This is a genomic window from Leisingera sp. (genome assembly GCF_034669605.1).
GTDB lineage: Bacteria > Pseudomonadota > Alphaproteobacteria > Rhodobacterales > Rhodobacteraceae > Leisingera.
The window spans coordinates 1-12,543 of record NZ_JAXMOX010000025.1; the positions used below are offsets into that span (position 1 = coordinate 1).

Genomic DNA, 12,543 nt, shown 5'->3' on the forward strand with positions numbered 1-12,543 from the left:
GGAAAAGCTGGAAAAGCTGTCCGTTTCCGACGGCCTGCGTGCGGTGAAATTCGCCGAGGTAGTGGTGGTGCTGCTGGATGCGGATATCCCGTTTGAGCAACAGGACCTGCGGATCGCCGACCTGGCCGAGCGCGAGGGCCGGTCGGTTGTTGTCGCGGTGAACAAATGGGACATCGAAGACAACAAGCAGGAAAAGCTGCGCGATCTGAAGGAAGCCTTCGGCCGCCTGTTGCCGCAGCTGCGCGGCGCGCCTCTGGTGACGGTTTCGGCCAAAACCGGCAAAGGGCTGGACCGGTTGCATGACGCGATCATGCGGGCCTATCGTGTGTGGAACCGCCGGGTGCCGACCGCGGCGCTGAACCGCTGGCTGGTTGGCATGCTGGAGCAGCACCCGCCGCCAGCGCCCCAGGGCAAGCGGATCAAGCTGCGTTACATGACCCAGGCCAAAAGCCGCCCGCCGGGGTTTGTGGTGATGTGCTCGCATCCCGACAAACTGCCGGAAAGCTATACCCGCTATCTGGTCAACGGGTTGCGCGAGGATTTCGACATGCCGGGCACGCCGATCCGGCTATATATGCGCGGCCAGGGCGACAAGAACCCCTATAAGGGCAAGCGCGCCAAAAATGCCGGCGCTTTGGCCAAGCATTTGAACAAGCGCGGCGGCTGATCCAGTAAGACCGCGGTGCTCCCGCCGGTCCTGCGGCAGTCCCGAAAGAAAACCCCGGCCCGTTGGGCCCGGCGCCGCCCTGTCGGGCGGCGCTTTTGCGTTGCGCGGGGGGGCGCGGGCTTTTGCCTGCTGCTAGCCCTGCGTCTCCTGCCTGTATTTGGTTCACTTTTGCAGATTTATACCCTTAAGGTTGAAGGGTTTATCCGGTGATAATCTTGTTTTTGAACAAGGCCGGGTTATCTGGAAATTGACTTTGGACGGAATGCGCGCTTTGCATAGCTGTCACGCATCGGCTTTAGGGACGGGGTCATGGATCTGAGGGCACATACGCGTCAATTCGCACGACAGGACAACCGGCTGGCCTTGCTCAGCTATTTCGGCACTTTTGCGGTCTACTTTGCAGCGCTTGCCGTGGCTGTTGCCTATGCGGACCAGTGGTTCCTGATGCTGCCGGCAGGTGTGGTTTTTGCCTTTGCCGCAGTGCGGCTATATGTGCTGCAGCATGACACCGGGCATCATTCCTTATTTGAAACCCGGCTCCAGAACGAGATTGCCGGCCATGTGCTGTCTCCTTTCACATTTGCGCCGTTTGAGGTTATGAAACAGAACCACAACCTGCATCACTCCAACATCGGCAACCTGGAACACCGCGAGACGGGTGAGATTCACACCATGACCGTGCGGGAGTGGGCCAAGGCCGGGGGCTGGGACCGGCTCCGCTACCGTCTGTACCGCAATCCGTTTGTGCTGGTGCCGCTGGGGGCGGCATTCACTTACTTCATCCGCTATCGCTGGCCCAAGAATACCCGGCGCTTTGGTGCGGTGGCGGTGATCCTGCACAATCTTGTGATCGTCGCCTTGCTGGGCCTTCTTTACCGGGCGGCTGGGGTGACCGGGATCTGGGTCTGGCTGGTGTTTTCTTTCCTGGGCGGCATGATCGGAGTGTTCCTGGTCTACCTGCAGCATAATTTTGAGGACACCTATTGGGACCGCCGCCCGGACCTAAACCCGCAGGTGGCGGCGCTGCAGGGGTCTTCCTGCCTGGATTTCGGCTGGGTCTTCGACATGGCGGTGGCCAATATCACCCTGCATGATATCCACCATTTTAACGCCCGTATCCCGTCTTACCGGCTGCGCCAATGCCACTACAGCCTGCCGCCGGAACTGGGGCTGCGCCGGATCAAATTTCGCGAAGCGGTCCGGGCGCTGACGCTGAAGTTGTGGGACGAGGACAAAAAATGCCTGGTGCCCTTTCCAAGCTGAGGTCTTCCTCTGTTGAAACGGGCGGCGGGCAGCTATGACTTCCAAGGCGCAACTGACCTGGCTGCACGGGAACCCGCCGCTGCACGGCATCCCCGGTGCCGGAACCGGACATGCGGTGATGCTGCCGCAGGCTTCCAAGGAATAGCCGGCTGAGGCCGCCAGGCCGACCGAATTTGAAAAGAAGGAGACCCCGCCCATGACCGGAAAGGCGCCAGGCAGGAAAGTGGTCAAGCCACTGGCAGATAGAGCAACTGATGGATTGCAGGACGAGCTGAATGCCAAACTGGCAGCTGCCGAGGCCGCGCGCCGGGCAGCCGAGGAAAAGGCTGCAAAGGCGCAGGCCAAGGCGCGTAAAGCCAAGCGTAAAGCGGCGCAGCTGGCGGTGGATTTTGCAGCAGCAAGAATAAAAGCCAAGCAAAAGGCAAAGAAGGTCAAAGCGAAGGCGAAAAAAGCCGTTGAAAAGGAAAAGGCAAAGGCTCAGGCAATTCTTGAAGCCAAGGGGGGCGGGAAGAAGAAGGTGAAGAAATAACCTTAACGCTCTGAGCAAGAAAAAACGGCACCGCTTGGGCGCCGTTTTCTGTATGGCTCTGGCGTTTGTGTCAGGCCAGTGCGCCATCCGCGGTCAGGGTCAGCTTACCGCCCAGATAAGGTGCCAGAACCTCGGGCAGCTTGACCGATCCATCCGCCTGCTGGCCGTTCTCCAGCACTGCGATCAGGCAGCGGCCCACTGCCAGACCGGATCCGTTCAGCGTGTGCAAGAACTGCGGCTTGCCGCCGCCCTCAGGCTTGAACCGTGCATTCATCCGGCGGGCCTGGAAATCGCCGCAGACCGAAACCGAAGAGATCTCGCGATAGGTTTTCTGGCCGGGCACCCAGACCTCGATGTCGTGGGTCTTTCTGGCGCCGAATCCCATGTCGCCAGTGCACAGAACAATGGTGCGGTAGGGCAGGCCCAACCGTTCCAAAATGTTTTCGGCGCAACGGGTCATGCGCTCATGCTCATCACCGCTTTTGTCAGGATGCGTGACCGAAACCATTTCGACTTTCTCGAATTGGTGCTGGCGCAGCATTCCGGAAGTGTCCTTGCCGGCCGAACCGGCCTCGGAGCGGAAGCACTGTGTGTGCGCCACATAGCGGCGGGGCAGGTAGCCTTCTTCGACCGTCATGCCGTTGACGATATTGGTCAGCGTGACCTCGGCAGTCGGAACCAGCCACCAGCCATCGGTGGTCTTATAGCTGTCTTCGCCGAACTTGGGCAGCTGGCCGGTGCCGTACATCATTTCCTCGCGCACCAGAACCGGGGTCCAGGCCTCAGTTAGACCGTTCTCGTCCACATGGGTGTTGATCATGAACTGCGCCAGCGCGCGATGGATGCGGGCGACTGCACCCGACAGCACCACAAACCTGCTGCCTGACAGTTTGGCTGCGGTTTCGAAATCCATGCCGGGCTTCACGCCTTCGATCTCGAAATGCTCCTTGGCCTCGAAGCCGAGTTCCTTTGGCTCGCCCCAGCGGCGGATTTCGACATTGTCGTCCTCATCTTCGCCGTCTGGCACGTCCTCAAACGCAAGGTTCGGGATGGTCATCAGCCTATCGGTCAGTTGCTGATCCAGCTCCTTGGCCTCGGTGTTCATCGCCGCAACTTCGGCCTTTTTCTCCGCGACCAGTGCGCGCAGGCGTTCAAACTCGGTCTCGTCGCCGCGGGCCTTGGCGGCGCCAACTTCCTTGGAGGCCTTGTTCTGCTGGGCCTGGGCGGCTTCTGCTGCCTGGATTTTGGCCCGGCGCGCCTCATCCAGTGCCAGGATCTCGGATGACACGCCCGCGTCCCCGCGCCGCGCCACAGCGGCGTCGAATGCGGCAGGGTTTTCGCGGATGGCGCGGATGTCATGCATGAGAGTCTCTCCTGGCGTTGAATGACGATTTGAATCAGTAAGCCCATCCTATGACGCAAGGGTGAACAAAGGGGAAGGGGCGCGTACGGTCTATGTGCAACATGGGAATTGCCGCAACTGCGGCAGCGGATCGGAGCGCCTTTCCCGGCACGGCGCCAAGCGAAACCTGCAACGGCCTTTCCCGGCTGCGCTTTTGCATTGCGCCAGCCTTGCAACCTATCCACCCAGCGCATAGGTTCCGCTGCAAAATTCCGGTGTGAAACCTCATGCCGCTTTGACAGAAGGAATATCCCATGGACAGTGGCGCAATCGCCCAATTTCTCCCGCTTATCCTGATCTTCGCGATCATGTACTTCCTGCTGATCCGTCCGCAGCAGAAAAAGGTGAAAGAGCATCAGAAGATGGTCGATCAGCTGCGGGTGCGCGATCAGGTGGTGACCCAGGGCGGCCTGATCGGCAAGGTGTCCAAGGTCAAGGAAGACGGCGAGATCGAAGTTGAAATCGCCGATGGCGTGAAAGTGCGCGTCATCAAGGCGACCATTGCCCAGGTGCTGAGCAAAACCGACCCCGTGTCGTAAGCTCAGACCGATAACATACTGAAAAGGCAGGGCAATGCTGCAAATTGATCTCTGGAAGAGGGTGCTGATCTGGCTGGTGTGTGCGGCCGGTCTGATGCTTGCCCTGCCAAACGGGTTTTATACCCGCGTCGAACAGGCCAACGATGCCGCGGCGGATATCATCGCCAAGGGTGAAACATCTGAGCGGCTTGAAACGGCCGGCCAATGGCCGGCCTTCCTGCCGTCAGGGCTGGTGAACCTGGGCCTCGATCTGCGGGGCGGCGCGCATCTGCTGGCCGAAGTGCAGGTCAGTGACGTCTATGAGGCGCGGATGGATGCGCTGTGGCCGGAGGTGCGCGATGCACTGCGGCCCGAGCGCAGCACCGTCGGCACGTTCCGCCGCCAGCCGGGCAAGGCGGATGAGATTCGGGTGAAAATCACCAAGCCCGAAGGCATGGCCCGTGCGCTGGACGTCGTGCGCGAGCTGGCCAATCCGATTACCACGTTAACCGGAGTGGGCGCCAACGACATCGAGGTTTCCGCTGAGGCTGGCGTCCTGGTGGTGCGCTTGAGCGAGGCAGAAAAGATCGCCTCGGACGACCGCACCGTGCGGCAGGCGCTGGAGATCGTGCGCCGCCGGATCGACGAGGTCGGAACCCGCGAGCCGACCATCCAGCGCCAAGGCGCTGACCGGATCCTGATCCAGGTGCCGGGCATTGGCTCTGCCTCTGAGTTGAAGGCGATCATTGGCACCACTGCGCAACTGACCTTCAATCCGGTTGTCGGCCGTGGCAGCGACAAAGATGCTGCACCGGGTATCGGTAATAAAATCATCCCGTCGCTGGACGAAAGCGGCATTTACTACACCATCGAAGCTGCTGCTGTGGTAACTGGTGAAGACCTGGTAGATGCGCAGCCGTCGTTCGATCAGAACGGCCGGCCTGCGGTGACATTCCGGTTCAACACCTCGGGTGCGCGCCGGTTTGGCGATTACACCGCGGAAAACATCGGCTCGCCTTTTGCGATCGTACTGGACGACGAGGTGGTCTCTGCCCCGGTGATCCAATCGCATATTCCGGGCGGTTCCGGCATCATCACCGGCAATTTCAGCATCGAGGAAAGCACCAATCTGGCGGTTCTGCTGCGCGCAGGCGCACTGCCGGCAGGGCTGGAATTCCTCGAAGAACGCACCATCGGCCCGGAACTGGGCCAGGACAGCATCGACGCGGGCAAGATCGCTACTATCGTTGCCTTCATTGCAGTGCTGGTGTTCATGGGGCTCAGCTATGGTCTTTTCGGTCTTTTTGCCAATGTGGCGCTGATCCTGAACATCGCGCTGATCTTCGGGATGCTCAGCCTGATCGGCGGCACGCTGACGCTGCCGGGCATCGCGGGTATCGTGCTGACGGTCGGTATGGCAGTGGACGCCAATGTGCTGATCTTCGAACGTATCCGCGAAGAGCTGAAGGCGGGCCGCGGCCCGGCCCGTGCCATCGACGAAGGCTACTCCAAGGCGCTGAGCGCCATCCTTGACGCCAATATCACAACGTTCATCACCGCGGTGATCCTGTTTGCCATGGGCTCCGGCCCGGTGCGCGGCTTTGCGATCACTCTGGGGCTTGGCATTCTGACCTCGGTGTTCACCGCGATCTTTGTCACCCGGCTGATCATCGTGATGTGGTTTGAACGGCGCCGTCCGAAAACGATTGAGGTGTAAGATGCGGCTGAAACTAGTTCCCGAGGGGACCTCTTTCGATTTCTTCAAGCTCTCCAAGCTGTGGCTGGGGATTTCCGCCCTGATGATGGTGGTTGCGCTGGTCTCCTTTTTCTTGCAGGGGCTGAACTTCGGCATCGATTTCCGCGGCGGGACCACCATCCGCACCGAAGCATCCGAATCCGTGGACGTCGGCGCCTACCGCGACGCGCTGGCGGTGCATGATCTGGGCGATGTATCGATTACCGAAGTGTTCGATCCGACCTTCGAGGAAGACCAGCACGTCGCCATGATCCGCATTCAGGCGCAGGACGACGGCGAGGCGATCACAGGCGGTATGGTCGAGATGCTGAAACAGTCGCTGGACGCAGTGGCGCCGGGCATCAAGTTTGTTTCGGTCGAATCGGTCGGCCCCAAGGTCTCGGGCGAGTTGATCCAGACTGCAGTGCTGGCCGTGGCACTCGCGATTGCCGCTGTTCTGGTCTACATCTGGTTGCGGTTTGAGTGGCAGTTCGCCTTGGGCGCCGTGGCGGCACTGGTGCATGATGTGGTGCTGACCATCGGCGTGTTCTCGGAACTGCAGATCAAGTTCGACCTGGCCATCATCGCAGCCTTGCTGACTATTGTTGGTTATTCGCTGAACGATACTGTGGTTGTGTTCGACCGGGTCCGCGAAAACTTGCGACGCTACAAGAAGAAAGACCTGGCCGAGGTTCTGAACATCTCGATCAACGAGACCCTCAGCCGGACGGTGATGACCTCGGTTACCACGCTCTTGGCGCTGGTCTCGCTGTATGTGCTGGGCGGCGATGTGATCCGCGGCTTTGTCTTTGCAATGATCTGGGGTGTTCTGGTCGGGACCTATTCGTCCGTGTTCGTGGCCTCCACCATTCTGCTGAGGCTGGGTGTGAAGCGTGACTGGTCGAAACAAGCAAACACCACCGGCAATCAGTTCTCGAACATCGATGCTTGAGACCTTTCAGGCAACCCTGGCCACACCGGGGCTGTTCTGGCTTTTCCTGACTATTGGAGCCGCGGGTCTTGTCCGCGGCTTCACTGGTTTTGGCACCGCAATGATCTTTGTGCCGGTGGGGGCGCAGTTTCTGCCGGCGGCGGATGTGGTGTTTCTGATGGTGCTGATGGGGGTGTTTTCCACCATCACCCTGTTCCCGCAGGCCTGGCGCCAGGCCGACAAGGCTGAGGTTGGTGCGCTGGCGATGGCCGCTGCGGTTACAGTTCCCGCTGGTCTGTGGGTGATGTCGCAGATGGATCCGCTGACATTGCGCTGGCTTGCCGCCGGGGTAATCGGGGTGACGCTGGCAGCTGTGGTCTCCGGCTGGCGCTGGCAGGGGCGGTTGGGCTGGCCTGGACGGTTTGGCATCGGTGGAGCGGCTGGCATGGTCGGCGGCATGACCGGTTTGACAGGACCGGTGGTCATTGTCTTTTATTTGGCAAATGTGCGCGATGTGGCGCGGGTCAGGGCCAATACAATTGTGTTTCTGGCCGCCCTTGATGTGGTGATTGCGGTTAACCTGATCTTTGGCGGGCTGGCCAGCCTGCAGGCGGTCGTTCTGGCGGCTCTGCTGGGCGTGCCTTACGTGATCACCACCCTGACCGGAAAGGCGCTGTTTGATCCCAAGCTGGAAAAGCCCTACCGCTTGGCCTCCTATTCCGTGATTGCGCTGGCCGTGTTATCCAGCCTTCCGGTGTTTGACTGAAAGGATCCCCGAATGCGCTTGAATGAAGTGAGCTATACGGACGCACAGCCGGTTGATGGCTATGGTGCCGGGTTCTTCCGCATCGGCGGGCAGGTGCATCAGGGGGCGGTGCTGACCTCAGCTGCGGGGACCGCGGCCTGGGGCGGTTATGCGGATGCCAAGCCGTTGCTGGCGCTGGCAGGAGAGATCGACGTGCTGTTCATAGGAACCGGCGCCGAGATTGCCCATATCCCGGCGGAGCTGCGCAAGGTGCTGGAAGGGGCCGGTCTGGGGGTCGAGGTGATGAACTCCCCCGCGGCCTGCCGCACTTATAATGTGCTGCTGTCCGAGGGGCGCCGGATTGCCATAGCGGCGCTGGCGGTCTGAATTTCTTAAGATGTGATTGACCTGCCGCTAAGCGGGCTGCGGCTGAATGGCTTTTGATGCGCAAGCACAATGGGATAAGCGAACTTCATGACATTGACTGTGACGGATCTGAGCGTGGCGCGCGGTGGCATCCCGGTGCTGGAAGGCCTGAGCTTTGCGCTGGATCCCGGCAAGGCGCTGATCCTGCGCGGCCCGAATGGCATTGGCAAGACCACGCTGTTGCGCACCGTCGCCGGGCTGCAGCCGCCGCTGAAAGGCCGGGTGGAAGGCGCCGAGGATCAGATCGCCTATGCCGCACATTCCGACGGGCTGAAGCCGACGCTGACGGTGGCCGAGAACCTGACCTTCTGGGCCAGCGTCTTTGGCCGCAATGGGATCGAACAGGCGCTGGACGGGTTTGACCTGCAAGGATTGCGCGACCGGCAGGCGGGGGCGCTGTCGGCGGGACAGAAACGCCGCCTCGGCCTTAGCCGGATGCTGGTCACCGGGCGGCCGATCTGGATCATGGATGAGCCGACGGTGAGCCTCGACAAAACCTCTGTCGCGATGTTTGCAAATGCCGTGCGGGCGCATCTGGGGCAGGGCGGATCTGCCTTGATTGCCACCCATATCGATCTGGGGCTGGCAGCCGGGGTGCTGGATGTCGGTCCCTTCAAGGCCAAGCCAATGGCGCTGGATGATTTCGACGGAGGCTTCCTGTGATTGCGCTTCTGATGCGGGATCTGAAGCTCGCTTTCCGCGCGGGCGGCGGCTTTGGCCTGGGTCTTGCGTTCTTCCTGATCGTGACCGTGATGGTGCCGTTTTCCGTTGGCCCGCAATCCGAGCTGCTGGCCCGCATTGCGCCGGGTGTGTTGTGGCTGGGCGCGCTGCTGGCCTGCCTTTTGTCGTTGGACCGGCTGTTGGCGCTGGATTGGGAGGACGGCTCGCTCGACCTCTTGGCCACTGCACCGCTGCCGCTGGAAAGCACCGTGACAATCAAGGCGCTGGCCCATTGGATCACCACCGGCCTGCCGTTGGTGATGGCGGCGCCGGTGCTGGGGCTGCTGCTGAACCTGCCTGTTGCGGGGTTCCAATGGCTTGTGGTCTCGTTGCTTCTGGGTACCCCGGCGCTGAGCGTCATCGGCACCTTTGGCGCGGCGCTGACAGTGGGGCTGAAGCGCGGCGGCCTGCTGATGTCGCTATTGGTGATGCCGCTCTATGTGCCGACGCTGATCTTCGGCTCCGAAGTGGCCCGCCGCGGGGCGGAAGGAATGACAGTACAGACACCGCTTCTGATGCTGGCGGGAATCTCCGCCGCCTCCATTGCATTGCTGCCGTTCGCCAGCGCCGCCGTACTGCGCGTCAATTTGCGCTGACCGAATGCCTGCCTCGTGAATTGAGAAACCCGAGAACAAGAGCTAAATAGCCAACATGTCGATCTGGGAATACGCCAACCCGAAGAAGTTCCTGGCCACCACGGAAAAGGTGATGCCGGCCTTATGGGTCAGCTCTGCGGTACTGATCTCCGCGGGCTTGACCTGGGGCTTCTTCTTCACGCCTGACGATTACCGTCAAGGCTCCACCGTCAAGATCATCTTCCTGCATGTACCCTCGGCGCTGATGGCGATTAACGCCTGGTTCATGATGCTGGTCGCTTCGCTGGTCTGGGTGATCCGCCGCCACCACGTCAGCGCGCTGGCCGCCCGTGCTGCCGCCCCTGTGGGCATTGTCATGACCGTGATCGCGCTGATCACCGGCGCGATCTGGGGCCAGCCGATGTGGGGCACCTGGTGGGCCTGGGATCCGCGGCTGACGTCCTTCCTCGTGCTGTTCCTGTTCTACCTCGGCTACATCGCCCTGTGGGAGGCGATCGACAATCCTGACACTGCCGCTGACCTCACCTCGATCCTGTGTCTGGTCGGCTCGGTCTTTGCCGTGCTCAGCCGCTATGCTGTCAACTTCTGGAATCAGGGGCTGCACCAGGGTGCATCGCTGTCGCTGGACAAAAAGGAGAACGTGGCAGATGCGTTTTCCAACCCGCTGTATGTCTGCATGGCAGGATTTGTGCTGTTGTTCATCGCCTTGGTGTTCTACCGCACCGGAACTGAAATCCGCGCCCGCCGCATCAAGGCATTGATGGCGCGTGAACGGCTGGAGGCCTGATGCCCGATCTTGGAAAATACGCCGATACTGTGCTGTCGGCCTATGGCGCCTCGCTGCTGCTGCTGCTGGCGCTGGTAGTGCTGACAATCCTGCGCGGCCGCAAGGTGCGCCGGGAGATGGAAACATTGGAAAGCCGGGTGAAACGCAATGGCTAAAATCTCTCCGCTGATGGCGGTCCCCGGTGTTGTGTTCGCCGGTTTTTTCGGTCTCGCCCTGGTGGGCATGTTCCGCGAGGACCCCGACAGCCTGCCGTCCGCGCGCGAAGGCCAGCCTGCACCGCCGGTGGTGCTGGATGAATTCCCGGGCAAGGAGTTGTTCAGCGACGCTACCCTGCGCGATGGCAATGTGAAGCTGGTGAATTACTGGGCCAGCTGGTGTGCGCCCTGCCGGGCCGAGCATCCCAACCTGGAGGCGCTGACCAAGGAAGGTGTCCCCGTCTATGGCGTCAACTATAAGGATCAGCTGGCCAACGCCGCGGCTTTTTTGGACGAGCTGGGCGATCCCTACACAGCAATCGGCAGGGATGAGAAGGGCCGCATGGCGATCGACTGGGGCCTGTACGGCGTGCCGGAAACCTATGTGGTGGACGGCGAAGGCAAGATCGTGCTGCGCTTTGCCGGGCCGATCACCCAGCGGGTGATCGAAAACACCCTGCGCCCGGCTATGGCGAAGGCGGCGGGCCAGTGAGCCTTATGCTGGTTAACCCGGGGCGGCGCTGCTGAAATCCAGCTCCTTTGATGACAGCGCGCAGACAAGCCGTTTGCTTCACAAGAGCCGCCAGCCCGGTGAACTTACGATGCGGTTCAGCCGAAAATGCTGAGATCCAGCGCCAGCCCGGTCCCCAGCCAGATGGCGTGATCCCGATGATCCGCCAGGGCGTCGCCGGTTTCCGGATGGGCAAAGACGATCAGGCCATCGCGGTTCAATGCCAACCAAGGCAGCAGCTTGGAAAACTGCTCCGGGCTGGCCGCCAATTGGCAAGACCACTTGGGATGCGGTCCGACGGGTTTTTGATGCATGCGCCCCATCTCCAAGCCAAAATGCTCAGCGGCACGCTGGCAAAGAGCGCGGGCCTGGGCGAAGCTGTGTTCATCAAAGTAGATATGGGCGTGATAGCCGGTGATGCTGTCTGTGTGTTTCATGCCGCCAGTATTTCCGGCGCGACTGCCCAAGGCAATCAGCAGATTGCGAACAGCCCCTGTGCAGCGCAAGGCTGAACCCGGCTGTGCGGGGGACGGTGACGCGCTGTCAAAGCGAAGGCCGGGGTTTCAGGGCACCGAGAAAGTCCTGAAATCCTGTTCCCGCCGCATGGTGGCGCTGCGGGCGTCCAAATCGCCGCGTTCCGCACGCCAGGTCAAGTAGCGCTCCAAATGGGCATTCGACTCCCATAGGTGGAAAACGGCAATTTCAAAACGCGCGCGGTTAATGCCCGCATGGGCTTCGATGCAGCCAGGAAAGCACCGGGTATCCGGAAGCATCTCCAGAACCGCTTCGACGTGTTCGTCGAAGGTGTCCACATCCGGGTAAACGACTGCTATCACAGCTTCTTTCATGTCTTGAAACCCGGCCTCTGAAGTGCTGTTGCGAGGGATAAAAGGTGCATCCAGAATTACTATTTACATGACTGGACCGGGGGGTACAGCAGGTATCACCGCCAGGATGGTATCGCCTGAGTTGTGCATGTGCCTGGCCGTTACAAGGCTGCAATCCAATTGCAGTTTCTACCATGTAAGTGAGGGATGGCTCATAAGCATGAGGCAAGCGGGAGCGGAAATTTGCAATCCTGCTAACTGAATATTGCACGCAGGGCGATGGCAGGGAGAGACAAAACACCGGCTGGGTTCAGCGAAGTACTGCTTGCATGAACTGCTAGCAGGCAAGGTGAAGCCCGTGAAGCCGACGGCATCCTTCCATTGAACAAATCACCAGGGTGCACGACCTTCCTGGCCCCTGCAGAGCTGATGTTTTGCAGGCCAACGCATTCCGCTACGGCTTCGAGCGCTATCCGCAAGGGTTGGATATGGACGAAGGGTATTCACAGAGTTCCCGGCTGCGGTTGGGAATGGCGAATTGGCTGCGTGATGAATCTGGCTGTCTTCAACCGGCCAATGTCCGAACTGCAGGCAGCTGGCGCGATTGCAGAGATCCCGCGCAGAAGCACCCGCGCGCAGTAACCGGGATTGTTCGCTGCAACCCTGACGTAAGAAGGGCGCCCGTTGGGGCG

16 protein-coding genes are annotated in these 12,543 nt (G+C 60.8%); 13 read left to right on the forward strand and 3 right to left on the reverse strand.

Features of this window, described 5'->3' with window-relative positions; genetic code table 11:
- From VOI29_RS04930 to VOI29_RS04940, 3 genes are all read left to right on the forward strand, one after another.
- Window positions 1–667 (forward strand): GTP-binding protein (locus VOI29_RS04930; protein ID WP_323776397.1); only part of this gene is annotated, 667 nt, incomplete at its 5' end.
- 309 nt (window positions 668–976) lie between these two features.
- On the forward strand, window positions 977–1,930 hold the full coding sequence (locus VOI29_RS04935) for a fatty acid desaturase (protein ID WP_323776399.1): 954 nt from the start codon (window positions 977–979) through the stop codon (window positions 1,928–1,930).
- 196 nt (window positions 1,931–2,126) lie between these two features.
- The gene (locus VOI29_RS04940; protein WP_323776401.1) at window positions 2,127–2,459 is read left to right on the forward strand and encodes a hypothetical protein; all 333 of its coding nucleotides are present in this window, start codon (window positions 2,127–2,129) and stop codon (window positions 2,457–2,459) included.
- A gap of 70 nt (window positions 2,460–2,529) precedes the next feature.
- Here VOI29_RS04940 and serS read toward each other — a convergent pair whose 3' ends face one another.
- Complete coding sequence (gene serS, locus VOI29_RS04945; RefSeq protein WP_323776403.1) at window positions 2,530–3,822, reverse strand: serine--tRNA ligase; 1,293 nt, start codon at window positions 3,820–3,822, stop codon at window positions 2,530–2,532.
- A 293-nt stretch (window positions 3,823–4,115) separates the two neighbouring features.
- Here serS and yajC point away from each other — a divergent pair, with 293 nt between their 5' ends.
- From yajC to VOI29_RS04995, 10 genes are all read left to right on the forward strand, one after another.
- Window positions 4,116–4,400: a preprotein translocase subunit YajC gene (gene yajC, locus VOI29_RS04950; protein WP_024089858.1), complete on the forward strand. Its 285-nt coding sequence runs from the start codon at window positions 4,116–4,118 to the stop codon at window positions 4,398–4,400.
- 34 nt (window positions 4,401–4,434) lie between these two features.
- Window positions 4,435–6,096, forward strand: coding sequence for a protein translocase subunit SecD (gene secD / locus VOI29_RS04955; protein WP_323776408.1), 1,662 nt, complete (start codon window positions 4,435–4,437; stop codon window positions 6,094–6,096).
- A gap of 1 nt (window position 6,097) precedes the next feature.
- Entirely contained in the window at window positions 6,098–7,066 is a 969-nt protein-coding gene (gene secF / locus VOI29_RS04960) for a protein translocase subunit SecF (protein WP_323776410.1), read from the forward strand.
- Window positions 7,059–7,811: a sulfite exporter TauE/SafE family protein gene (locus tag VOI29_RS04965; protein WP_323776412.1), complete on the forward strand. Its 753-nt coding sequence runs from the start codon at window positions 7,059–7,061 to the stop codon at window positions 7,809–7,811. Before secF ends, VOI29_RS04965 begins: the two co-directional genes overlap by 8 nt.
- Before the next feature lie 12 nt (window positions 7,812–7,823).
- Complete coding sequence (locus tag VOI29_RS04970) at window positions 7,824–8,177, forward strand: Mth938-like domain-containing protein (protein ID WP_323776413.1); 354 nt, start codon at window positions 7,824–7,826, stop codon at window positions 8,175–8,177.
- Window positions 8,178–8,264: 87 nt separating this feature from the next.
- Window positions 8,265–8,879, forward strand: coding sequence for a heme ABC exporter ATP-binding protein CcmA (ccmA, locus tag VOI29_RS04975; RefSeq protein WP_323776414.1), 615 nt, complete (start codon window positions 8,265–8,267; stop codon window positions 8,877–8,879).
- A complete protein-coding gene (gene ccmB, locus VOI29_RS04980) occupies window positions 8,876–9,532 on the forward strand; it encodes a heme exporter protein CcmB (RefSeq protein WP_323776416.1) in 657 nt (218 codons plus the stop codon). Before ccmA ends, ccmB begins: the two co-directional genes overlap by 4 nt.
- A 55-nt stretch (window positions 9,533–9,587) precedes the next feature.
- Entirely contained in the window at window positions 9,588–10,319 is a 732-nt protein-coding gene (locus VOI29_RS04985; RefSeq protein ID WP_323776417.1) for a heme ABC transporter permease, read from the forward strand.
- On the forward strand, window positions 10,319–10,474 hold the full coding sequence (gene ccmD, locus VOI29_RS04990) for a heme exporter protein CcmD (RefSeq protein ID WP_323776419.1): 156 nt from the start codon (window positions 10,319–10,321) through the stop codon (window positions 10,472–10,474). Before VOI29_RS04985 ends, ccmD begins: the two co-directional genes overlap by 1 nt.
- Entirely contained in the window at window positions 10,467–11,006 is a 540-nt protein-coding gene (locus tag VOI29_RS04995; RefSeq protein ID WP_323776421.1) for a DsbE family thiol:disulfide interchange protein, read from the forward strand. Before ccmD ends, VOI29_RS04995 begins: the two co-directional genes overlap by 8 nt.
- Window positions 11,007–11,122: 116 nt before the next feature.
- On the opposite strand, the gene VOI29_RS05000 is transcribed toward VOI29_RS04995, so the two are convergent.
- Window positions 11,123–11,461, reverse strand: a complete 339-nt coding sequence (locus tag VOI29_RS05000; protein ID WP_323776422.1) for a DOPA 4,5-dioxygenase family protein — start codon at window positions 11,459–11,461, stop codon at window positions 11,123–11,125.
- 126 nt (window positions 11,462–11,587) lie between these two features.
- The gene (locus VOI29_RS05005) at window positions 11,588–11,872 is read right to left on the reverse strand and encodes a hypothetical protein (RefSeq protein ID WP_323776424.1); all 285 of its coding nucleotides are present in this window, start codon (window positions 11,870–11,872) and stop codon (window positions 11,588–11,590) included.
- Window positions 11,873–12,543: the final 671 nt, after the last annotated feature.

Bases quoted from the DNA above. Each gene is read 5' to 3' on its own strand.
- yajC (WP_024089858.1), top strand. From the start codon at position 4,116: ATGGACAGTGGCGCAATCGCCCAATTTCTCCCGCTTATCCTGATCTTC.
- VOI29_RS04970 (WP_323776413.1), top strand. From the start codon at position 7,824: ATGCGCTTGAATGAAGTGAGCTATACGGACGCACAGCCGGTTGATGGC.
- VOI29_RS04985 (WP_323776417.1), top strand. From the start codon at position 9,588: ATGTCGATCTGGGAATACGCCAACCCGAAGAAGTTCCTGGCCACCACG.
- secD (WP_323776408.1), top strand. From the start codon at position 4,435: ATGCTGCAAATTGATCTCTGGAAGAGGGTGCTGATCTGGCTGGTGTGT.
- ccmD (WP_323776419.1), top strand. From the start codon at position 10,319: ATGCCCGATCTTGGAAAATACGCCGATACTGTGCTGTCGGCCTATGGC.
- ccmA (WP_323776414.1), top strand. From the start codon at position 8,265: ATGACATTGACTGTGACGGATCTGAGCGTGGCGCGCGGTGGCATCCCG.
- VOI29_RS04935 (WP_323776399.1), top strand. From the start codon at position 977: ATGGATCTGAGGGCACATACGCGTCAATTCGCACGACAGGACAACCGG.
- VOI29_RS05000 (WP_323776422.1), bottom strand. From the start codon at position 11,461: ATGAAACACACAGACAGCATCACCGGCTATCACGCCCATATCTACTTT.
- secF (WP_323776410.1), top strand. From the start codon at position 6,098: ATGCGGCTGAAACTAGTTCCCGAGGGGACCTCTTTCGATTTCTTCAAG.
- VOI29_RS04965 (WP_323776412.1), top strand. From the start codon at position 7,059: ATGCTTGAGACCTTTCAGGCAACCCTGGCCACACCGGGGCTGTTCTGG.
- VOI29_RS04995 (WP_323776421.1), top strand. From the start codon at position 10,467: ATGGCTAAAATCTCTCCGCTGATGGCGGTCCCCGGTGTTGTGTTCGCC.
- VOI29_RS04940 (WP_323776401.1), top strand. From the start codon at position 2,127: ATGACCGGAAAGGCGCCAGGCAGGAAAGTGGTCAAGCCACTGGCAGAT.
- VOI29_RS05005 (WP_323776424.1), bottom strand. From the start codon at position 11,872: ATGAAAGAAGCTGTGATAGCAGTCGTTTACCCGGATGTGGACACCTTC.
- serS (WP_323776403.1), bottom strand. From the start codon at position 3,822: ATGCATGACATCCGCGCCATCCGCGAAAACCCTGCCGCATTCGACGCC.